Source organism: Cytobacillus citreus (assembly GCF_018343665.1).
GTDB classification, from domain to species: Bacteria; Bacillota; Bacilli; order Bacillales; family Cytobacillaceae; genus Cytobacillus; species Cytobacillus citreus.
On the sequence record NZ_JAGYPM010000002.1, the window covers coordinates 580,463 to 603,853 of the forward strand.

Annotated in this window: 16 protein-coding genes and 1 pseudogene; 12 read left to right on the forward strand and 5 right to left on the reverse strand. The window is 39.3% G+C overall.

The genetic code is table 11. The annotated features are described in order from the left end of the window. The first annotated feature begins 265 nt into the window (after nucleotides 1-265). On the forward strand, nucleotides 266-499 hold the full coding sequence (locus KHA94_RS08845; protein ID WP_213101767.1) for a CsbA family protein: 234 nt from the start codon (nucleotides 266-268) through the stop codon (nucleotides 497-499). Nucleotides 500-622: 123 nt separating this feature from the next. Here the strand turns inward: KHA94_RS08845 and brnQ are convergent, their stop codons facing one another. Further along, a complete protein-coding gene (brnQ, locus tag KHA94_RS08850) occupies nucleotides 623-1,975 on the reverse strand; it encodes a branched-chain amino acid transport system II carrier protein (protein WP_213101768.1) in 1,353 nt (450 codons plus the stop codon). 456 nt (nucleotides 1,976-2,431) lie between these two features. On the opposite strand from brnQ, the gene KHA94_RS08855 reads away from it, so the two are divergent. From KHA94_RS08855 to KHA94_RS08885, 7 genes are all read left to right on the forward strand, one after another. Beyond that, a complete protein-coding gene (locus tag KHA94_RS08855) occupies nucleotides 2,432-3,109 on the forward strand; it encodes a GntR family transcriptional regulator (RefSeq protein ID WP_213101769.1) in 678 nt (225 codons plus the stop codon). A gap of 1,037 nt (nucleotides 3,110-4,146) precedes the next feature. Continuing rightward, nucleotides 4,147-6,126, forward strand: coding sequence for an excinuclease ABC subunit UvrB (gene uvrB, locus KHA94_RS08860; protein ID WP_213101770.1), 1,980 nt, complete (start codon nucleotides 4,147-4,149; stop codon nucleotides 6,124-6,126). Nucleotides 6,127-6,133: 7 nt separating this feature from the next. Further along, a complete protein-coding gene (gene uvrA, locus KHA94_RS08865) occupies nucleotides 6,134-9,013 on the forward strand; it encodes an excinuclease ABC subunit UvrA (protein WP_213101771.1) in 2,880 nt (959 codons plus the stop codon). A gap of 816 nt (nucleotides 9,014-9,829) precedes the next feature. Continuing rightward, complete coding sequence (locus KHA94_RS08870; RefSeq protein WP_213101772.1) at nucleotides 9,830-10,174, forward strand: hypothetical protein; 345 nt, start codon at nucleotides 9,830-9,832, stop codon at nucleotides 10,172-10,174. A 555-nt stretch (nucleotides 10,175-10,729) separates the two neighbouring features. After that, nucleotides 10,730-11,050, forward strand: a complete 321-nt coding sequence (locus KHA94_RS08875; protein ID WP_213101773.1) for a magnetosome magnetite crystal formation protein family — start codon at nucleotides 10,730-10,732, stop codon at nucleotides 11,048-11,050. An 84-nt stretch (nucleotides 11,051-11,134) separates the two neighbouring features. Then, nucleotides 11,135-12,250, forward strand: coding sequence for a DUF4097 family beta strand repeat-containing protein (locus tag KHA94_RS08880; protein ID WP_213101774.1), 1,116 nt, complete (start codon nucleotides 11,135-11,137; stop codon nucleotides 12,248-12,250). 123 nt (nucleotides 12,251-12,373) lie between these two features. Then, nucleotides 12,374-12,730 (forward strand): phage holin family protein, encoded by a 357-nt coding sequence (locus tag KHA94_RS08885; RefSeq protein WP_213101775.1) that lies wholly within the window; start codon nucleotides 12,374-12,376, stop codon nucleotides 12,728-12,730. Between the two features lie 547 nt (nucleotides 12,731-13,277). Here KHA94_RS08885 and KHA94_RS08890 read toward each other — a convergent pair. After that, on the reverse strand, nucleotides 13,278-13,985 hold the full coding sequence (locus KHA94_RS08890; RefSeq protein ID WP_213101776.1) for an N-acetylmuramoyl-L-alanine amidase: 708 nt from the start codon (nucleotides 13,983-13,985) through the stop codon (nucleotides 13,278-13,280). A gap of 409 nt (nucleotides 13,986-14,394) precedes the next feature. Here KHA94_RS08890 and KHA94_RS08895 point away from each other — a divergent pair, with 409 nt between their 5' ends. Next, nucleotides 14,395-14,778, forward strand: coding sequence for a S8 family serine peptidase (locus tag KHA94_RS08895; protein ID WP_213101777.1), 384 nt, complete (start codon nucleotides 14,395-14,397; stop codon nucleotides 14,776-14,778). A gap of 281 nt (nucleotides 14,779-15,059) precedes the next feature. On the opposite strand, the gene KHA94_RS08900 is transcribed toward KHA94_RS08895, so the two are convergent. Together KHA94_RS08900 and KHA94_RS08905 are read right to left on the reverse strand one after the other, a co-directional pair. Then, nucleotides 15,060-18,254, reverse strand: a complete 3,195-nt coding sequence (locus KHA94_RS08900; RefSeq protein ID WP_213101778.1) for a bifunctional cytochrome P450/NADPH--P450 reductase — start codon at nucleotides 18,252-18,254, stop codon at nucleotides 15,060-15,062. A gap of 51 nt (nucleotides 18,255-18,305) precedes the next feature. Continuing rightward, nucleotides 18,306-18,944, reverse strand: coding sequence for a TetR/AcrR family transcriptional regulator (locus KHA94_RS08905; protein ID WP_213101779.1), 639 nt, complete (start codon nucleotides 18,942-18,944; stop codon nucleotides 18,306-18,308). A gap of 332 nt (nucleotides 18,945-19,276) precedes the next feature. On the opposite strand from KHA94_RS08905, the pseudogene KHA94_RS08910 reads away from it, so the two are divergent. After that, nucleotides 19,277-19,516: pseudogene (locus KHA94_RS08910) on the forward strand (Tn3 family transposase); the annotation flags it as partial. Between the two features lie 902 nt (nucleotides 19,517-20,418). Here KHA94_RS08910 and nagB read toward each other — a convergent pair. Beyond that, nucleotides 20,419-21,144, reverse strand: a complete 726-nt coding sequence (gene nagB / locus KHA94_RS08915) for a glucosamine-6-phosphate deaminase (RefSeq protein ID WP_213101780.1) — start codon at nucleotides 21,142-21,144, stop codon at nucleotides 20,419-20,421. Between the two features lie 347 nt (nucleotides 21,145-21,491). Between nagB and hprK the strand changes: the two genes are divergently transcribed. Beyond that, entirely contained in the window at nucleotides 21,492-22,421 is a 930-nt protein-coding gene (hprK, locus tag KHA94_RS08920; protein ID WP_213101781.1) for an HPr(Ser) kinase/phosphatase, read from the forward strand. Between the two features lie 131 nt (nucleotides 22,422-22,552). Beyond that, the gene (lgt, locus tag KHA94_RS08925) at nucleotides 22,553-23,371 is read left to right on the forward strand and encodes a prolipoprotein diacylglyceryl transferase (RefSeq protein ID WP_213101782.1); all 819 of its coding nucleotides are present in this window, start codon (nucleotides 22,553-22,555) and stop codon (nucleotides 23,369-23,371) included. Nucleotides 23,372-23,391 lie beyond the last annotated feature (20 nt).

Sequence of the window (23,391 nt, forward strand, 5' to 3'; positions counted from 1 at the left end):
GGGCAACTGCCCGTAAAAGCCCGTAAAATGAACACAGACTAAAAGGCGCCACATCGTGTGGCAACGTCTGCGTGACCCACTTCCTGTGGGCCGCAGCTAACCATCAGTGGGGGGGCAAAAAACCCCCACTGATGGAAGTTTCACTTTATCCAAGTGGCAATGTGTTAGAAAATACTTGTGTATCTCATTGTTTACAGATATTCTAGTGTTATGCATAATGGAAAGCAAAATGAATGCTAATTTATGAAAAAAGAAGGTGTAATCATTGTTATTAAAATTCTTATCAGCCTTGCTGCTTCCGGGTTTGTTAGTCGTATTTTTTACGAGAGTAGCATATAATCAGGTGATTGGACTTGTTTTGACGGTAGCATTAATTGCAGCTTCTGTTTATAAAGGCTATACAAATTCAATATGGCTCATCATTGTAGATGCATTTTCATTGACCGTAGGCTTCTGGTATTCGAATCGGATGAAACAGAAAGCTAGGCAAAAATCTTAATAAAGCCAGATAAATGACTGTCAAAAGGAAAAGAATAGTCCTCAAACGAGGAGAAATAAAAAAGGCGTTCTTCATATTTTGAAGAAACGCCTTTTCATATTTAATTTGGAGTATCTCGTAATATTAATTTAATTTTTCCTTAACCTGTGGAGCCTGATAACTTCCTTTTTTCCTCAAGCTAAATACATAGCCAATCAATCCGCCGACAATCGCTGGAACGAGCCAGCCAACTCCTACTGAATATAAAGGAAGGATGTTAGTAAATAGTTCATTGATTGCCTGGATTTGAATGCCAGCTGCATTTAATCCGTCGAATATGCTGACAATAGCAGTGAATAGAATACTACCTTTATAAACCCCTGAATTTCCCTTGAATAGAGGGTGCAGGAAGGTTAAGACCAATAAACAAATAGCTAATGGGTATAATGCGACTAATACTGGAACTGAAAATGCAATTAATTTAGATAAACCAGCATTTGCAATGACTGTGCTAAATACAGAGAAGATGACAGCCCACTTAGTATAAGAAATGCTTGGTACTAATTTATTGAAATAGGACGAACATGAAGTGATAAGACCAATACTTGTAGTTAAGCAAGCTGCGATAACGATGACAGCTAGAAGAACTTTACCGAAAGATCCGAAATAATGACTTGATATAGCAGCAAGTACTGCGCCGCCATTTTCTAATTGCCCAAGACCCTCAACACTAGTTGCTCCCATATAAGCAAGTGATGTGTAAATAATAGCTAAAAGTCCTGCCGCAATGAAACCTACCTTCATACTAGAAGTCATAATTTGCTTCTTTGTCGCTGCGCCATTTTCTTTCATTGTATTGATAATAATGATACCAAACACAAAGGCAGCAAGAACATCCATAGTCAAGTAGCCCTCTTTGAAGCCATTAAAAAATGCATTTGACATATAAGCTTCAGTAGGTGCTTGAATTTCTCCGATTGGGTTTACAAAAGCTGTTACAATAAGAATTCCGATAAAAATTAGCAATAATGGCGTTAAAATTTTTCCAACAATATCAACAAGCTTAGAAGATTTTAATGAAAAGAATAAAGTAACTCCGAAAAAGATAATAGTAAAGATGATTAAAGGCATTATACCAGCGTTCTCACCTAGGAATGGTTTAATACCGATTTCAAAAGAAACTGTACCTGTTCTTGGAATTGCGAAAAGTGGTCCAATGGATAAATATAGTGCACATGTAAAGAAAATTCCGTAAATTGGATGTACTCGACTCGCTAATGATTGTAAATCACTTTTGCCAGAAAAACCTAAAGCAAGAATAGCAAGTAATGGCAAACCAACACCAGTTACGACAAATCCAGCATTAGCAGCCCAGACATTTTCTCCAGCCATTTGCCCGAGCATAACTGGGAAAATTAAGTTACCCGCTCCGAAGAACAAGGCGAATAGCATAAAGCCAACCGCAATAAGAAATGAAAATGACCCTCTTGATGACATAAAAAATACCTCCAATAATTTTTAATAGTGATAACTACTATTCTGATATGGGCGATTTCATCTTTTAAAAGAGTAAATTCTTGCTCCACAAGGAATGCTGTGACAGCAGAAGCTTTTAGGCGATATATCTCTTTAATGGAGCTTTCAATTTACTATATAAACCCCATATCGCAGTTAATATTCTAATTTATCAAAATATTTAAGTTATTCTATTGCTAGAATAATCAGAATAAAAATTAACTGTTACGTAAAAAAAATCCTTTGATGTGCAAAATATATCACAGCAATTATACTTATGCAATATATTTCTGAAAATAAAATTATATAAAAATATTAATATGATCGATAGAGTTGAAATGATTGGATTGTGTTTTTATGTAATATATTGTATTTGTATTATTAGTTCAATATAATAAAATCATTATTTAAGTAGTTTTTGTACAAGGGGGTCTTAACATGCCGATACCTGCTAATTACTCTGCTCCAACTCGTATGTCAGCCAAAAAACGTGCCTTTTCACAAATACTAGAATGGATTATTGATGGGACACTGCATCCGAAAGAAAAGCTGAATGATGCGGATCTAGCACAAGCTTTAGGTGTCAGCCGCACACCTATTAGAGAGGCTTTACAATTACTTAGCTTTCAAGGGTTTGTCGAAATGTATCCGGGAGTGGGGACCCAAGTTACGGAAGTAAACAAAGAGGATATTTCAAAAATTTTACCCCCATTAGGAGTACTGCAAGCTTTAGCTACTGAACTAGCAACACCTATTATCAGTCAAGAAACAATTCGGAAGCTGCGTGAAATTAACGCAATGTTTGCTCGTGCAGTAGAAACTGGCGATTCTTATACAGCATTGAAGCTAGATGAGGAATTTCATCTAAATATTGTGAATGTGACTGAGAATTCTTATATTGCCAGTACTGTGTCAACACTTCAATCACATGTTCGGCGCCTATACTTTCATAATTCAATTTTTCTTACTTCACACTCTATTGATGAGCATGAAGCGATTTTAAGGGCATTTGAAGAGAATAATAAAGAAGAAGCTGCCCGCATTGCCAAATCGAATGTGATCAATGCAATTGATATTTACTATGCAAAACAAGGAAAAAACAGCGAGGTAGAATAAAAAAGAGAACCTGTCGAAATCAATGCATCGACAGGTTTTTTGATACTTGTATGTGAAATCGGGGAGTTAATCAAACGTTTGATTAACTTTTTTCAGCCAAAATCCTCTGTTTTTCCACAATATTTATTTCCTATTATTTAACTCAAACTTGGTAGAGTGAAGTTATCAAATGTGCTTTGATATAATTAGGGATTATATGCTGAAATTGGTTTTTAAACTTGATAGTGGTTTATAACAGCCGTTTATGTTACTAATTCTAATCCTATCTCACTGCAACCTTGTCCTTATTGGGCTTGAAAGAAGCCATCAAACAATTAAATTGCTCGAAGCATGTCCACATTAGGCTTGAAAGAAGCCATCAAACAATTAAATTGCTCGAAGCATGTCCACATTAGCTTGAAAGAAGCCATCAAACAATTAAATTGCTCGAAGCATGTCCACATTAGGCTTGAAAGAAGCCATCAAACAATTAAATTGCTCGAAGCATGTCCACATTAGGCTTGAAAGAAGCCATCAAACAATTAAATTGCTCGAAGCATGTCCACATTAGGCTTGAAAGAAGCCATCAAACAGTTAAATTGCTCGAACCATGTCCTCAAAGGGCCAGAAAGAAACCACCTCCCGGCTAAAAAAGGTATTTTAATTTTTTTAATGCAAGTACCAAGGATCACCAAAAATCAATTGCACTTTCTAACACAAGGAATTGACCTATTTTTTAAGAGTAAAGTTTGTGTAATTTTTTTTAAAAAAACGAATATCCGTTCGTATATTAGTGGTTTGTTTTCCTGTCTTTGTGGTAGAATGTTTATATGAGTTTTTAGTTAAAAAATGACAAATCAGTACACATCAGGTCCTGATATTGCAAGTAGAGGCTGATTTGTTTATATAGAGAACGCTTCGTTAAATATCTTTAAACAGCCAGTGGGGCACTCGTTCAATCAAAAAGCGGATCAAAAATTTTCCCGCATTCCCCATTGGCGAGTTTCAACAATAGATATGAACTGAGTCATAGAGAAAAATAATTGGGAGGCTTTTTAATGAAGGACCAATTTAAGCTAGTCTCAAAGTATTCACCCCAAGGAGATCAGCCGGAGGCCATTCGAAAAATTGTTGAAGGGTTAAACTCAGGCAAGAAGCATCAAACATTATTAGGAGCGACAGGAACAGGGAAGACGTTCACGATCTCTAATGTCATCAAAGAGGTTAATCGGCCAACGCTTGTTATTGCTCATAATAAAACGCTTGCCGGTCAGTTATATAGTGAGTTTAAAGATTTTTTTCCTGACAATGCGGTTGAATATTTCGTCAGCTATTATGATTACTATCAACCGGAGGCATACGTACCGCAGACTGATACGTTTATTGAAAAAGATGCAAGTATTAATGATGAGATTGATAAGCTTCGGCACTCGGCGACATCCTCTTTATTTGAACGGAGAGATGTTGTTATTATTGCCAGTGTTTCTTGCATTTATGGTTTAGGATCTCCAGAAGAATATCGGGAGCTTGTATTATCTCTTAGAACAGGGATGGAGATGGAAAGAAATCAGCTTCTTCACAGACTGGTAGATATTCAATATGAGAGGAATGATATTGCCTTTCAGCGTGGTACGTTCAGAGTGCGAGGAGATGTAGTTGAAATTATTCCAGCTTCCAAGGATGAGCACTGTATTCGCGTGGAGTTTTTTGGGGATGAAATTGACCGTATTCGAGAAGTGGATGCTTTAACAGGAGAGATTCTAGGAGATCGTGATCATGTGGCGATCTTTCCAAGATCTCACTTCGTTACTCGTGAGGAAAAGATGCGTGTAGCTATTGAAAACATTGAGAAGGAATTAGAAGTGAGGCTTGTGGAATTAAGGTCGCAGGACAAACTGCTTGAGGCTCAGCGTCTCGAGCAGAGAACCCGCTATGATCTTGAAATGATGAGAGAAATGGGCTTTTGTTCAGGAATTGAGAACTACTCAAGGCACTTGACTTTAAGACCTGCAGGCTCGACTCCATATACGCTACTGGACTTTTTTCCTGAAGATCTCCTTATTGTCATTGATGAGTCCCATGTTACGTTGCCGCAAGTCCGAGGAATGTACAATGGCGACCAAGCACGCAAATCCGTCCTCGTTGAGCATGGCTTCCGTCTTCCGTCTGCATTAGATAATAGGCCATTAATGTTCAACGAATTCGAAGAGCATATTAATCAAATTGTCTATGTATCTGCAACCCCTGGGCCATACGAAATGGAGCACACTCCTGAAATGATTCAACAAATCATCCGTCCGACAGGTCTACTTGATCCAACCATTGATGTTCGTCCAATCGAAGGTCAAATTGATGATCTAATTGATGAAATACAAGACCGAATCAAACGAAATGAACGTGTCCTTGTAACGACCTTGACGAAAAAAATGTCTGAAGACTTGACGGATTATTTAAAGGAAATCGGCATTAAAGTGAATTATTTGCATTCCGAGGTAAAGACTTTAGAGCGGATTGAAATCATTCGTGAGCTGCGCCTAGGTACCTATGATGTTCTCGTAGGGATTAACCTATTAAGGGAAGGGCTTGATATTCCAGAGGTTTCACTTGTGACTATACTAGATGCGGATAAGGAAGGATTTCTGCGTTCTGAGCGTTCGCTTATTCAGACAATTGGCCGTGCTGCCCGTAATGCAAGCGGTCATGTCATTATGTACGCGGATAAAATCACAAATTCAATGGAATTGGCGATTAGCGAGACGAAACGCCGCCGCTCTATTCAAGAAGAATACAATCAAAAGCATGGCATTACACCACAAACGATTCAAAAGGAAATCAGAGATGTTATCCGTGCAACACATGCAGCAGAAGATCAGGAAGAATACAATGCTTCAGCTAAAATTGGCAAGTTGAATAAGAAAGAACGCGAGAAGCTTATTACGGATATGGAAAAAGAAATGAAGGAAGCTGCCAAAGCACTCAATTTCGAACGTGCAGCAGAGCTTCGTGATTTAATTCTAGAGTTGAAAGCGGAAGGATGACGTAGACATGGCGATGGATAAATTAATAGTAAAAGGCGCCAGAGCACATAATTTGAAAAATATTGATGTTACCATTCCGCGTGATAAGCTAGTAGTGCTGACGGGGCTTTCCGGTTCAGGAAAGTCCTCGCTCGCTTTTGACACAATCTATGCGGAAGGTCAGCGCAGATATGTTGAATCTTTATCTGCATATGCAAGGCAGTTCCTTGGTCAAATGGATAAGCCCGATGTGGATGCAATTGAAGGATTATCACCAGCCATTTCGATCGACCAAAAAACGACGAGCCGGAATCCCCGCTCAACCGTTGGAACTGTAACAGAGATATATGATTATTTAAGATTATTGTATGCGCGAGTTGGGCGACCAACCTGTCCGAATCACAACATTGAAATCTCTTCACAAACGATTGAACAGATGGTGGACCGTATACTTGAGTACCCAGAAAGAACAAAGCTTCAAGTACTCGCACCACTCGTATCTGGAAGAAAAGGTACACATGTAAAAATTTTAGAGGAAATTAAGAAGCAAGGCTTTGTCCGCGTCCGCATTGATGGGGACATGCTTGACCTTGGTGAAGAAATTGAGCTGGAAAAGAATAAAAAGCATTCCATTGAAGTTGTTATCGACCGGATTGTAGTGAAAGATGGCGTTAGCTCTCGTCTAGCCGATTCGATTGAAACAGCTTTGAAGCTTGGGAATGGCAAAGTGCTCATTGATGTGATCGGAGAAGAAGAGCTATTATTTAGCGAAAATCACGCTTGTCCTCATTGCGGTTTTTCTATCGGTGAGCTTGAGCCGCGGATGTTTTCATTTAACAGTCCATTCGGAGCATGTTCTGTCTGTGACGGGCTTGGTTCAAAGCTAGAAGTCGATATGGATTTAGTAATTCCTAATCGAGAATTATCATTAAATCAGTATGCCATTGCTCCATGGGAGTCAACGACTTCACAGTACTATCCGCAGCTTCTCGAGGCAATCTGTACCCATTTTGGGATTGACATGGATACTCCTGTTAAGGATATCCCAGAGAATCTATTGGATAAAATTCTATATGGCTCGAATGGAGAGAAAATCTTCTTCCATTACGAGAATGATTTCGGACAAGTAAGAGAGACAATGATTGAATTCGAGGGAGTCATCCGTAATGTGGAGCGCCGCTTTAAGGAGACAAGCTCAGATTATATCCGCGAGCAAATGGAAAAATACATGGCTCAGCAGCCATGTCCAGGGTGTAAAGGCTATCGTTTAAAAGAGGAAACACTTGCTGTTCTCATTTCTGGCCAGCACATTGGAAAGGTAACTGAGCTTTCGATAGAAGAAGCCTTTACATTCTTTGATCAACTAAATTTATCAGAAAAAGAAATGAAAATCGCGAATCTTATTTTCCGTGAGATCAAAGAGCGTTTAGGCTTTTTAGTTAATGTCGGGCTTGATTATTTAACATTAAGCCGTGCAGCAGGAACTCTCTCAGGCGGGGAGGCTCAGCGGATTCGACTGGCTACTCAGATCGGGTCTCGATTAACAGGCGTGCTATATATATTGGATGAGCCCTCAATTGGTCTTCATCAACGGGACAATGATCGCTTAATCGATACAATGAAGAATATGCGTGACATTGGAAATACGCTTATTGTCGTTGAGCATGACGAAGATACGATGATGGCAGCAGATTACTTAATCGATATTGGTCCAGGTGCAGGAGTCCACGGCGGAGAAATTGTTTCTGCTGGAACTCCACAGGAAGTAATGGACGATCCTAATTCTTTAACAGGTCAGTATTTATCTGGGAAAAAATTCATCCCACTGCCGGTTGAACGCCGTAAAAATGATGGCCGGTTTATCGAAATTAAAGGGGCCAAGGAAAACAATCTGAAAAATGTCAGCGTTAAATTTTCATTAGGAACCTTCACAGCTGTCACAGGTGTTTCCGGCTCTGGGAAAAGTACATTAATAAATGAAATCCTTCATAAAGCCTTAGCGCAAAGGCTGAATAGAGCGAAAACAAAGCCTGGTGAGCATAAAGAAATTAAAGGAATTGAGCATTTAGATAAAGTCATTGATATTGACCAATCACCAATCGGAAGGACTCCGCGTTCAAATCCAGCAACTTATACAGGCGTGTTTGATGATATTCGTGATGTCTTTGCGACGACGAATGAAGCAAAGGTTAGAGGATATAAAAAGGGCCGTTTCAGTTTTAATGTGAAAGGCGGCCGTTGTGAAGCCTGCCGTGGGGATGGAATCATAAAAATTGAAATGCATTTCTTGCCTGACGTCTATGTCCCGTGTGAAGTGTGCCATGGAAAACGCTATAACCGAGAGACACTGGAGGTTAAGTATAAAGGCAAAAATATATCAGAAATTCTAGATATGACTGTAGAAGATGCTGTGGTATTTTTCGAGAACATTCCAAAAATAAGCCGCAAGCTCCAGACAATTGAGGATGTCGGCCTTGGCTATGTGAAGCTAGGTCAACCTGCTACAACGCTTTCCGGCGGTGAAGCTCAACGCGTTAAGCTCGCATCAGAATTACATCGCCGCTCAACGGGACGCTCGCTTTATATTCTTGATGAGCCGACAACTGGTTTACATGTAGACGATATTTCAAGATTGCTCGTTGTCCTTCAGCGACTCGTTGAAAACGGGGATACCGTTTTAGTGATTGAGCATAACTTGGATGTCATCAAAGCTGCCGACTATATCATTGATCTGGGACCAGAAGGTGGAGATAAAGGTGGAACAATTGTCGCTACTGGTACACCTGAAAAAGTGGCAGAAACCCCTGAATCCTATACTGGAAAATATTTAAAACCAATTTTAGAGCGAGACCGCTTAAGAATGAAAAAGGAAATTGAAGAAAAAGAAGCTAGTGTAACAAATGTATAAATATTTTAGGCAGCAGCCCCGTCATTGCTCGGAGCTGCTTTTTTTATTGTATAGGAAATCATAATTTTCGCTATCTGTTGATAACTTGAGATATAGTTTATCTACGTTCAGCTCCAGCGCCTACCTCCGACGTACAGGACGTACTAGTGTCGACAATGCGACAGGATAAGGAAAGATACGTTAGCGAGACATCGCACGACCAAAAGAGAAGCTTTTGGGAGGACGTCGCGTTTTTGTCGACCTCGAGGTCACAAGCTTGTCTAGTTACGGCTCCTAGGGACTCGCGTCATAAGCCGATCCCTTCCAGAAGACAAAGAACGTCTTCTTACAGGGCTCGTCTTATGCAGTCGTCCCTAAACAGTCGCCTTCACATTTCGATCAATCCTCCCAGAAAGGTAGAGAACACCTTTCCGTGAGGCTCGTCTTGTGCTTGTCGGAGGTGAGCACAAAGGAAAGCTTCCTTGAATAAACTTCGCAGAAACAATTTGATCTGTAATTGTTTTGAAGGCGCTTGCGCATTTGTTCTTGAGATAAATGTTTGTTTGCCGACATTAGAATCCAATGTACAGGCTGTTATGAATCCGTCATAGAGCCCACCCTAAAAGTAATGGTAAAATTAGTCTTTGTGAAGTCTTCATAGAGCTTGATTCCCAAAGTAAACGCTGTAACAACAATCTTTTAAAAGAGAGATTAAAAAAGAGAATCCAATGATAACGCAATGTAATCTAATAGAAATGTTGGTGTAAATCAATTAAGTTATAATCTCGCTAAGGACAACTATAGCGATTGGTGGAAAATATTTTGAGGAGGGTCAAATTGGAAGCGTATTTGGAAAAATCTTTAGACGAGTGGAGAGAGGATATTTCAGAGGTTCTTGATCAGATCACTCATGAGTATGAAGATGTTATGAGAGAATTGAAGATTTATAAGTATAAATATGGAATCACAAAGCAAGTAATACAATCAACTGTGAACGAAGAAATAATCGAAACGATTCGTGAAAATTACCATAAGCCCTTTGAAAAGAAATATAATGAGCTGAAAGAGTACATAAAGGATCTGGATGAAAAAAGAAAAGTATTTCAAATGTTTGTCAATAAAATTGATGAAGTAAAAAGAAAGGAAGCGCCAAATATTGATTTGGCAGCTGCCTATAGATAAGATTAACCATTGAAGCCGTCAAAAAAGACGGTTTTTTATTTTTATAGGAAATCATAATTTTCGCTATCTGTTGATAACTTGAGATATAGTTTATCTACGTTCAGCTCCAGCGCCTACCTCCTCGAGGTCACAAGCCAATCCTCCCAGAAAGGTAAAGAACACCTTTCCGAGAGGCTCGTCTTGTGCTTGTCGGAGGTGAGCAAGGCGCTTGCGCATTTGTTCTTTTATCGCAGATTAACTGGCAGTAAGACCCCCACTTCAAGGATTCGCATATGCAAAGAAGAGTAAGTGGGGGATCAACTGCCCGTAAATGCCCGTAAAATAAACACAGACTAAAAGGCGCCACATCGTGTGGCAACGTCTGCGTGACCCACTTCCTGTGGGCCGCAACTAACCATCAGTGGGGGAGGAAGGCCGACTAAGAACGCCACGTCCTGTGGCAACGTCGGCACTAGCACGTCCTGTGCGTCGAAAAACCCCCACTGATGGAAATTTCACTTTATATGAAACCTTTCTAATCCATTTTTCGTAATGATTAGGTAGGGAGCTGATGAAATGGAAACGAGCAGGGTACTTTCGGGTTTAAGTTATTTAAGTGTATTGTTTGCAGGGATTCTATTTCCGTTAGTAGTATTCCTTGTAACTGAAGACAAAAAGACGAAGTACCATGCCAAAAAGGCACTTCTTTCACAACTTATTATGCTAGTACCTATTCCTGTTGTCGTTTATTCAGCCATTACTCAGATCGTGATGAACCAAACAGAGGTGCCGATGCTGTTTATAAGCAGCGTCATATTTACTTTCCTATTATGCCTTATTGTGGCGGTTTGGAATATCGTGAAGGGGATCAAGGTTTTTACAAATGAATCATATTAAGTATGACGAATCAGTAAATCAAGTATGAGGATATGCATTATTGAAAGCAGTAATCAATATAAATTCTATTATGGAGGGATTATCATGCAGGAAGAACGTAAACGAATACTTAAAATGGTTGAAGATGGAAAGTTAACAGTGGATGAAGCTCTCTTTTTGTTGGAGGAGCTCGAAAAAACTAGTAAAACAGCCGAGGTTAAGAAGGAAGAGCTTATTCAGGAGTTATCAACGACAGTAAAATTTGAAGAAGCGAAAAAAGAAGAGCCATTCAATTATAAATTTCAATCAGCAAAGGACAAAATTTTTGACTTTGTCGATACGACATTCAAAAAAATAAAGGATTTAGACTTGGATTTTAATTTTGGTCCGTCTGTGGAGATCACACATATTTTCCAACAAGGAGATGTTTTCTTTAAAGATATCGACATTGATGTGGCAAATGGCAAGATTGAAGTGATTCCTTGGGGACAAAAGGATGTCCGTATTGAATGCATGGCGAAGGTATACCGAGTGGAAACTCAGGAAGAGGCAAGAAGAAACTTTTTGAATGATGTCAATTTCACAATTGTTGGTGAAAAGCTGCGCTTTGGGACAACTCAAAAATGGATGAAGGTTGACTCCGTCATGTATATTCCACAAACAGAATATGATCAAATCAAAATTCGTCTTTTTAATGGGGCTATTGAGAGCAATCATTTACATGTAGAAAGTTATAAAGCGAAAACAGCGAATGGAAAAATTACTTTTCAAGATATTAAAAGTAGGTATACAGAAGCTGAAACGGCTAATGGTCAAATTTCTATTCAAAAGAGTAGTATTGAACATGTTGATGCCGAAACGCTTAATGGCGCCATTCATATTGATGGGGACTATCGAAAAGTAGATCTTCAGTCCTTTAATGGTGATATTTTCTGTACGGTTAACGAGGAGAAATGTGATTTTATTGAGGCAAAAGCAGTAACTGGAAAAATCGAATTACACGTGCCAAATCATATTGGAGTTAACGGGGAATTAAAGACAAATATCGGAAGCCTGAATGTGAACCTTGATGGGATTCAGATTATAGAGGATAAAAGTGATGTGATCCAAAAGGTTCTTCGCTTTAAATCGGTGAAGGAGCCTAATCATTCATTAAGGCTGGTTGCAGACACAAAAACAGGATCCATTCAGATTAATAAAGCAAAATCAGTTGAATTATAATTTAGAAGTGAATAGTATATAATAACAATAATTAATCTTCAAAGTGGGATTCGAGTTAGAATCAACGGGAAATAGAATCCCGCCTCTAACCTTCCCACCTCCAAAAATTGAGGTGCTATTATCATGAGATGGGTCGTTGGAATATTAATAAATGCTATTCTTTTCATAGCGATAGCAGGGTTTTTAGATGAAGCATTTTACGTATCGAATTTCGGAGCAGCGGTAGGAGCAAGCGCCATCCTCTCGATCCTAAACATCCTTGTTCGCCCGATACTGATTATTTTAACTTTGCCTATCACGTTAGTAACATTAGGGCTATTCCTGTTTGTCATCAATGCTTTTACATTGCTTATTACCGATAATATTATGGGGAAATCTTTTGAAATTTCAAGCTTTGGAACCGCTATTCTAGTGGCGTTCATCATGTCTGTTGCCAATCTTGTTATTCAAAAATTTGTTTTTGCCCGATCTAAGGAATAGTAACTAGAAAAGAGGTCAGCACAAATTTAAGTGCTGGCCTCTTCTTATTGATCGGCTATTTTAGAGAATCTTTGTTATTAAAGTATATTTATTGTTAGGCGTGAAAGGAGGAGAATTTTGTTCTTCAATGTACCCAAGTTCTTTTGTTTATCGGATAAACGAAATAATGAGCCCGAAATCCTTCAATAATCGACTAAACGGTAACAAAGAAGCAATCAATGAGCCCGAAATCCTTCAATAATCGACTAAACGGTAACAAAGAAGCAATCAATGAGCCCGAAATCCTTCAATAATCGACTAAACGGTAACAAAGAAGCAATCAATGAGCCCGAAATCCTTCAATAATCGACTAAACGGTAACAAAGAAGCAATCAATGAGCCCGAAATCCTTCAACAATCGAATAAATGGTAACAAAGAAGCAATCAATGAGTCCGAAATCCTTCAATAATCGAATACCCGGTAACAAATAGGCATTCAATGTCTCCAGCAAATCTCCTTTTTCTGTTTTAGAGTAATGATTAAGCATTAATCATAATAAACTAAAGACTATTCATAATAGACATAGGATGAATATCCAAGCTTTTGCAAGGCTTCTGCCAGCTCATCTGCCTTTTTCTTATCTTTATAGGCACCGACTTGAACTTTATAGAGACCAGTTTTGGTAGGGGTTTTTGTTGGTGAAGGTGATCTTTTGGAATTAGTTTCACTCTTTAGCTTGTATTGATCGACAACAGCTTTTACAATGGCTTCAGCACAAGTTTGACGGTACTTGTCCGAGCGCAATAATTCCGCTTCATTACGGTTTGTCATAAATCCGCATTCAACTAATACGGCAGTCATTTTCGTTTCGCGAAGGACATGAAAATCGGCTGTTTTAACACCTCGATTGTTTAATCCTGTTGAAATAACAAGATTATGCTGAATTTTCTGAGCGAGCTCATAGGCTTCTTTTGGTTTAGAGGGGTGTATGTAGGTCTCGATGCCGTTTGCGTTATTCCAGGTTGACCCGAAGGCATTTGCATGGATGGCCACATAGGAATCGACCTTAAGCTGATTGGCTTGATTCGTTCGTTCCTTAAGTGGAATGTCTCGTTCGTCTGAATGTGCAAAATAAACTATTACATTTTCATAGTTTTCTAGAGCCTCCTTGGCATAATTAGTGACTGCTCTATTAAAATCATATTCGCGCAGACCATCAGGGGATCGTTTTCCAGCTGTATGATAACCATGGCCGGCATCAAGCATAATTTTCATACTACCACTCCTTTCAAATGATTAACCTATTTCAAACGATTATTATTAGCCCATTCACCTTTATCATATAAATCGATTTTCAAAAAGGACATGGTATTTAAACAAAAAAAGAACAGCTTTATTAAAATGGTACCTGTAGTTAGGACACTTGAAAAAGAGTGTCTTATCTACAGGTATTTTTTTATATACTTTAATTTCAAGATATAGGGGATTAGGGGAAATCATACCGCCGTGGGTCAAAGGGATACCGGACTCCCCCCTGGCAAGCAGATCCACTTCGTATCTTATGCGAGGAGTTAGTTTACGAAGGAATAGTTGTAGTGGCATCAGGAAACAGCAATGAACTCACTAGTAGTTCTGTCATATTACCTTCCGTAATTTCTGTGGGGGGAGATTATAATACCTAAAAATGGAGAAAGAGGATACTGAAACCTTTTTGGGGAGTAAAGGGTTAACTTTTGATCAAAAATGGAATCCAGATATTTTCGCACCAGCGATGAAGGTTGTTTTGACATTTCCATTTAAGTCAGAAGAAGAACGCATAAATCATTATACTGTAATGAATGACAACCTTCCTCCTAATTATGCTCGTCAAATGGGTACCTCTTATGCTGCCCCGATTGTGTTAGGACTGGTAGCGTGTATTTGGCAAATACACCCCAATTGGTCTGCTAAACAGGTCATAACATCCTTAATTTCTAGTTCTACATTTAATGGAAAATGGGAATCGTTAAAAGCTGGGTTGGTGCATTTAGCAGGAAAGATAAAAAGTAAGCAATTTATTAAACTCTGATGGATGGATTAGAAGAAGATGCAAGATATAAAAGAGTTGCAACTTTTGGGAAAAGACATTTGGCATTAGAAACGATAACTGGTAACGAAATAAGAAGAGAACCTGAATGGCAAGAGGGGGAAGATCCATATTCAAATAGGAGTATCGAAGCTTTGTTAAAGATTGCGGAAAAATGGAAGTCCTTTTTGAACTAACGCGCGCCCTAAAGAAGAGTAAATAAAAGTCCCGTATCCAATAAAGTATACGGGACTTTGAGTAAATTACTTATTTAATAAGAAAAATTAGATTCCAGCCCAAACATCTTTTCCATATCGTCCTTCACGTTGTAACTGATCCAACCAATTTTTTGCCTCTTGTTCACTGACCCCATGATGTTCTTGGTAAGTCTGACAAAGAGTATCTTCCACATCCGGAGCCATCCGACTTCCATCACCGCATATATAGAGGTGAGCCCCATTACCTAATAATGAAATTAATTTAGCCCCATCTTGTTTCATTAAGTGCTGTACGTATGTTTTGGGATGTCCTTCTAAGCGAGAAAAAGCTGTGTGCAAAGATATTAAGCCATCCATTTCATCTTTTTCCAGCTCTGTACGATAAAGATAATCTTGTTCGGGATGACGACAACCGAAATATAGATGAGCTTCTCCTAACTTTACCCCTTTTTGTTTTTGAACACGACGAGCTTGTAAAAAACCTCGAAATGGTGCAATCCCAGTTCCTGGTCCAACCATGATAATTGGCGTTTCTGGATCTTTTGGCAACTGAAAACCGGATTGTGGAGTACGAATAAAACAAGTAATATTGTCTTCGTTGTGACGTTGAGCTAAATAGTTAGAAGCAACCCCTTTATATTTGCCTCGTCCACTCCATGCAGGTCCGCTTACAACACCGACTGTAATACTCAGGCGATCCTGGGCAACGAGTGGTGAGCTTGAAATAGAATAGTAGCGCGGTTTGAGTGCAGGGAGAAGTTCTAAAAACCGCTCAAACGGTATTTCACATGCTTCGTACTTTTCGAGAAGATCTAACATAGAAATACGTTTCTCTAATATTTGCTCCTGGTAAATTCCCTCTTCCACTAAAGTTTCTAATTCGCGTTTGTGCGGAGGGCAAACCGTAAACGAAGCCAGTTCCCGTATTTGGGCTCTGGTTGCTACTTCCTGCACTTCCACACTATAGCTGAGAAGATCATGTAAACTAACAGGCACAGCAAGTGGCAGATGAGCTGCGTTTCGTCCACTTGCTGTCAGCACTACTTGATCATTCCCATTCAAATTATATCTACGGAGAATGCGGCTGACATTTTCCCCACTGTTGTGTGGAAGCACTCCGAGATGGTCTCCTTCGTGATAAGTAACTCCTTGCGGTAAGGCCACCTCGATATGCCGAGTGCTCTGATCACTGCCAGCTGATTGGAGTTCGCGATTTTCCACAATAGTTGCATTCACTGCTTCGTACGAATGAGCAAGAGGAGATCCTCCAAGACCACTGACAAACTGAAGACTTAGGGTACTGCGTTCTTTTTCTACATTTTCATTGAGATCCAATCCAAAAGCTTTCATCGCGTCCGACCACATGCTGCATTTCCATTGGTCAAACTGTTCCTCAAAGTCTCCGCTTGCATCGCCCTCCCCGCGTGCCGAAAATCGGGTTGCCCCTTTTTGGGCAAGCTGTTCATCGATGAATCTCGGGACATGCTGAAAGGTACTGGCCCAGTTATGATCTCCACAGCCAAACACCGCATAATGGACACCGGTAAGCTCACCCGGGTTTAGTTCCTCCAGCCACTGCACAAACTGACCTGCATTACTAGGCGGCTTTCCGTTATAAGAGGAAGTCACAATAAGAACCGCCCCTTCTTTTGGCAGGCTTCCTATCCGATCGTTAAGGACTGCCACTTCCGTCTGAACACCGTGTAAACTAGCTGTGTCCGCCAGTTCTCGTGCAATTCCTTCTGCTGTCCCTGTATCAGAACCGTAAAGAACAAGCAGCGGACGGTTATTGATTCCAACGAGAGAAGCTGCATTCTGAACGTGCTGTTCGATCTGGCCATCCTCCGGCGTCTCTACTATGGGAGCAAGGACAGATGGATGGATGGTAGCTTGATTTCGGGATTGAACCCTAATCTTAAAATCGCCCGGCTTTAGCGTTAATGTTTGCTTGACATCCAGCTGATAGTTTTGATAATCGATCAAATCAAAATGTTGAAGAAGAATTCCCAGTACGAGAGTGGCCTCATGAAGGGCAAACTGCATACCGATACATGCCCGCTGGCCATTTCCAAACGGCTTATAAGCATGATGAGGGACTTTATCCGGGTCTTCAAACCGTTCAGGATGGAATTCTTCCACATTGTCTCCCCATGCGTCTTTATCTCGATGAAGCTGTGGAATAAGAACGGTAATGCGATCTTCTTCTTTCTTAATTGGGTATTTCCCGCCAATGACAGTGTCTTCTTTTGCGGAAAGGCTGAATGCTGGTGCGGTAGGCCATAGACGCAGTGATTCATTTAAAATCATCCGAATATACTTAAGCTGCAGAACTTGTTGATATGTCGGAGTTGGACCTGTTAATACCCGGTCTACTTCTTCATAGGCTTTTCTCAATTTATCCGGATTTTTCAATAAGAAATAGATCGCAAAGGATAACAATCCACTTGTTGTCTCATGTCCGGCTATTAAAAAGGTGATGATTTGGAAACGAATATTTTCATCATCCAGTTTTTCGCCCGTTTCCGGATCCTTCACATTCAGCATACGAGCGAGCAAATCATTTTCTCCCTGGTCCCCACTGGCCTTACGTTCGGCAATGATATGATCGACTAGAGAAAACATCGTTTGGATATCATGTTGAAATTGACGTTTCGTTCTTACCATGAATTTGTCCTGTATATCTAATCGTTGTGTTTGATGCATCGCTTCATCTAGAGCACGGACCATGCTGGTGATAAAAGGATGAGGGGTCTCACGATAGAAACTATTAAACCGGTAGTTAAAGCCGCATAAACCAATCGTGTCTAATGTCAGACGGGTCATATCCTCCGGAACATCCACCTCTTCATTGGGGTTAAGGCGTGCCCATTTTTGAACAAGCTGGACGGCAATATCGACCATCATGGAATGATATCCTTTCATAGCTCGTTGACTAAAAGTAGGCATAAGTATGTTATGGGCTTTTCTCCAGTTAGGCTCGTGAGTCCAGCTTGTAAATAACCCGTCTCCACCAAAGGGACGTACTTTTTCTAACGAACCTCCAGCACTTTTATCAAACCGGGACTGATTACAGACTTCCGCCACCAGTTCATGTCCGGAAACGATAATAGTACCGCCACCTGGAGTTTGAAGCCGAAAAATGGGACCGCACTCTTCTGCTAGTTTGATAAACGATAAAATTGGTTTATCTTTATCGATCAATGGAAGATGGCCAAGTGGGCCATATGTTTTCGGTTGAGGGATCGTGGTCAACTCTTTCATTCAAAACATCCTTTCAAAAAAGTATTATTTAAAAATCTCTGACTATCGGTATTACTTGATAAAGTTTACTTTTAAACTGTGTTTGATTACTTGTTTCCATTTCTCTTCATCTTTTGTTACATTTGTGAAGTTCCCCATAACATGAGGAGTGGCTTGTTGGTATGCAACGGATGACAACAACATGACACTGAGTTCCTCTGGATGCTGGTCTGCGAGAACACCCAATTCAATCCCTTTTACAATAAAAGGATAGGTTTGGTCGTGAAAAGGCTTGATTAATTTAGCAAATAAATGGTCAAATCTTTCACCTTGTTGAACCGTTTCGTTAATGATAAACAAACTGAATTCTCGATGTTGAAAAGTCATTTCAACCAGCTTGTCGAATAATTCGACTAATAAGACTCTCATATCAGAAGCATTATTTACATCTTTTAGACTGAAGTCATTGGTTTGCAGCACCCTATGGGAGAGTTTTGACATCACTTCTTTCCATAAGTCTAATTTTGAACCAAAATGGTACTTTACAAGAGCCATATTTACATTAGCATTCAGGGCAATTTCGCGGAGACTCGTTTCCTCAAACCCCTTAGTGGAAAAAAGCTTAGTAGCAGAGTCTAAAAGCTTCATTTTTGCCACTTCTTTATCTTTGACAGGTCTTCCGGGTGCGTTTTTACTATCACCATTATTCATAATAGAATTTCCTTTCTATAATTAATCATTCGATTAATTAATATGCGCTTATTATTAATCGAATGATTAATAAAGTCAAGAGAAATACGAAGGCTCCATCTTTTTAAACGAATCAAACCGAAAGTAAAAGAGGAGGTAGATGGTATGAAATAATGGACATATTGATGTAAAAGGATTGGAATTAAAGTTAATCATATGGAATTATTCATCTTATTTCCGTCCTTATCCTTTCCCTATATGCTCATGATTATGATGCTGGGTATAGGATTGGGGAAATCCAGGCCGATTCCTAGCAATGATTCTTTTAGTTTTACAGCTTGCAAGTAGTGGAGCAATGTTTCCGTGCTTTATGGGAGTACGATAACTTCATAAGAAGTCTATATTTTCTTAATTATATTGATTCTCCGCCTTTAGGAGAAAGTTATCATAAGTTACGTAAAGCAGTATCCTATGCTAATTTCGGTAAATTACGCTTTAAAAACGAAAATGATCAACATATCTGGAGTGAATGCAGTCGTTTACTTGCCAATTGCATTATTAATTACAACGCCAGTATTTTATCTAATATGTTGGCTTACAAATTTCCCGAACGAGAAAGCCCACACCGGGCATAGCCTGTCTTTAGACGTGTATGAAAGTGTGGTCAGATACGGAGTGCCGCTAAAAAGTCTAATTGTTAGCGGTACTTCAAGTATCTGAAGATTAATATAGAAACATATGTTCTTTTTTCTGTAAATCTGATATAATAGGAATAACATTAAACAAACAAAACAAAATAATCAGTTTTGTAATTTAAAGAAATATTGGGTTAGAAACGAGCCCAGCAGTCGATAAGCACCACTGAGGTGTTTGGCTGCGGAAGTCTTGAGCAAACGCTTTGTAGTGTCTATATGTTGTACCCTATTTGGTGGATTAAAATGGGGGAGAGTATAGAAGAAACAAGCTAGTCGTTCAAGAACCCCATTGCTTTAGCTATGGGAGTTTCAGATGGCAACATATTAACCTCTATGGACGATACGAATTTAATAAACAACAGGAGTCTGTTGATATGGATGCAATCATCCAAGAATTAGCTCAATCAAAAGTGATATCTGAAACAGAGTAAACATTATTTTAGGAGTACTTCCTTTATTTTCAATGAAGTACTCCTTATTTCCCTTTTTCGGGGGATGGGCAAAAACATCCTATAATAATTATCGATATCAGTGGAACTTAAAAAAGATGACCCCTATTCAATATGAGGGCAGTGAAAAACTGGAGTTTTTTGAAAGCATAACCGATTTCCATCAATATAAAGACAACAAAAGAAGCGAACAACCTATATATAGTAGGTCATTAGCTTCTTTTTCTCTTTAAACGGACTTTTTCAGTGGCCTCATTCAATATAGGAATCATCTTCTAGTTGCTTAATCGCTTTTTTTATTGTGTCCTTGACATAGGTGCCAGTTTATATAATAGCTATCTCTTCTTTTTTCTATAAAAGTTTTAACGCTTCTTCATCAGCGATAATCGTTACATTTTCATGGCGCTTTAGTGCGGATGCAGGAAATGATTCATCGATTTCACCATTGATAAGTTTACTGATCGCTTCAGCTTTCGCCTCACCTGAAGCAAGCAGCAAAATTTCCTTACTTGCCATTATAGAGGCGATACCCATTGTAATCGCGTGAGTCGGAACTTCATCAATAGAATCGAAAAATCTCGCATTTGCCTGCCTCGTGTTTTCCTCAAGCTCGATGAGATGAGTGGTGCTGTCGAAAGGCGTTCCTGGCTCATTAAAGCCAATATGCCCATTTTCTCCGATACCAAGTAATTGCAAATCAATTCCTCCGACTTTGTTCAATAAATCCTCATAGCGAGAGCATTCCTCAAGTAAATCTTTTGTAGTTCCGTTTGGAAGATATGTTTGTGATGAAGGAATGTCAATATGATCAAACAGCTGTTCCTTCATAAAAAAATGATAGCTATTCGGATTACTAGAATCGATGCCGATGTATTCATCAAGATTAAACGTTAGGATGTTTTTATATGTCGTATTGTTTTGATTATGGTCTTCGATAAGCTTTTTGTAGACGCCCTTTGGTGTGCCTCCAGTTGCTAAACCGAGCTTTAACTCAGGATTCGTCTGGATTCGATCCAGCATGAACTGTGCTGCCTTCGTACTCATTTCTTCGTAGTTAGCGGTTCGTATGATTTTCATTATTTCCTCCTCAAGAATAAGCCGTTTTTTCTCTACAAATGCTAAAGCTGGCCTTCCATACATTGGAATTATTATGTAGTTGATTTCTCTGAAACCCATATTTACCAGCTTTGGTCAATACACACTTTTATTATAGGTTCTTTTATATGATAATGTCTATTGATTATATGTTTTTACAATTAGGAACTTCATAATGTTTTTGGAACGATTCCGATTCATTCGTTTGGTTCTTCGGTAAAAAGTGCTAAAATAAATGGATAAAGTTATAAAAAGGCAGTCCCTAACCAGAAACAAAACTGATAGAGTGATTTAAGTGCCGTTTCTATTCGAAAATGGAGGTTATCAAATTGGCTAAAGTATGCACGAAAGACGTTATAGATAAATTTGATCTTGAGCTAATTAGTGGTGAAGAGGGGATACACCGGCCGATTACCACAAGTGATATATCCAGGCCAGGAATAGAAGTGGCAGGATATTTCAAATTTTACCCAGCAGAGAGAATACAGCTGATAGGAAAAACTGAGCTCACCTTCACGGGAGAATTAAATGAGAATGATCGGCAGGCTCGATTTGATCGCCTTTGTACGGACATTACACCTGGTATTATTATTTCAAGAGGTTTGGAAATACCAAAGGAATTGATTGAGGCAGCTGAACGAGAAGCAGTACCACTCTTAAGAACAAAGTTAAAGACAACCCGTTTTTCAAGTTTGTTAACGAATTATCTTGAGAGCAAGCTTGCTCCGACAACGGCTATTCACGGTGTTCTTGTTGATGTTTATGGGGTTGGTGTGCTTATTACGGGGAAAAGCGGCGTCGGTAAAAGTGAAACTGCTTTAGAACTAGTAAAACGTGGACATAGGTTAGTAGCAGACGATTGTGTTGAAATCAGACAGGAAGATGAAAATACACTTGTCGGTACATCACCGGAATTAATTGAGCATTTATTAGAGATTCGCGGTCTAGGGATTATCAATGTGATGACGTTGTTCGGCGCAGGAGCTGTTCGCACCTTTAAGCGCATTACGATCGTCATGGATTTAGAGCTTTGGGATCAGAACAAGCAATATGATCGACTTGGGCTTGAAGAGGAAAAGATGAAAATCATCGATATGGAATTGCCGAAGCTAACGATTCCCGTTCGCCCTGGACGGAACTTGGCGGTTATAATCGAAGTAGCAGCCATGAATTTTCGGCTTAAACGAATGGGTGTCAACGCAGCTGAACAATTTTCCAATCGCTTGGCAGACGTTATTGAAGATGGTGAGAGGGATTAGGTACATGGAGCTAATCGTGGACACTATAGGGCTTGTTTTTAAGAGTAATCAACTAAATAGAGTAACATAACTTCCACAAACACACATAGTAATCGAACTAATTTTATCAAGGAATAAAAGGAGCAGTGAATATGGAATCAACGATACAGCCGCTTAATCCGATAGCTTTTTCGATCGGGCCAATTGAAGTCTATTGGTATGGAATTATTATAGGCTTCGGCATTGCTTTAGGATTAATACTTGCTATACGAGAGTCAGAAAGAAGGGGTTTGCCAAAAGAGATATTCCCAGATTTAATGCTTTGGGCCATTCCGATTGCGATTATTTCAGCAAGAATTTATTATGTTATTTTCCAATGGGACTATTATAGCCAAAATCCTAGTGATATTATCAAAATATGGGAGGGCGGCATCGCAATTCATGGAGCTTTAATCGGATCTGTCATTACCGCATACATTTTTGCAAAAAAGAGGAATGTTTCTTTCTGGAAGATTGCTGATATTGCAGCACCTAGTATTATTTTAGGACAGGCAATCGGCCGCTGGGGAAACTTTATGAACCAGGAAGCACATGGAGGAGAAGTTAGCCGTGCATTCTTGGAAAATTTGCATCTGCCTGATTTCATTATTAATCAAATGTATATTAATGGTGCCTATTATCATCCTACTTTTTTATATGAATCCATCTGGGATATTATCGGATTTGTCGTCCTTATCCTCTTAAGAAAAGTAAATTTGCGTCAAGGCGAGATGTTCCTAACCTATGTGATGTGGTATTCAGTTGGACGCTATTTCGTTGAAGGCTTGAGAACAGACAGTTTAATGCTGACGGAGTATTTAAGAGCCGCACAAACGATTTCGATCATCCTTGTAATCGGTGCAGTGATTTTGCTTGTGGTTAGAAGGATGAAGGGATATTCGGATGTACGTTATTTAGATAAGAGTGTGTAGAAAAGCTGAAAAAGGGAGAA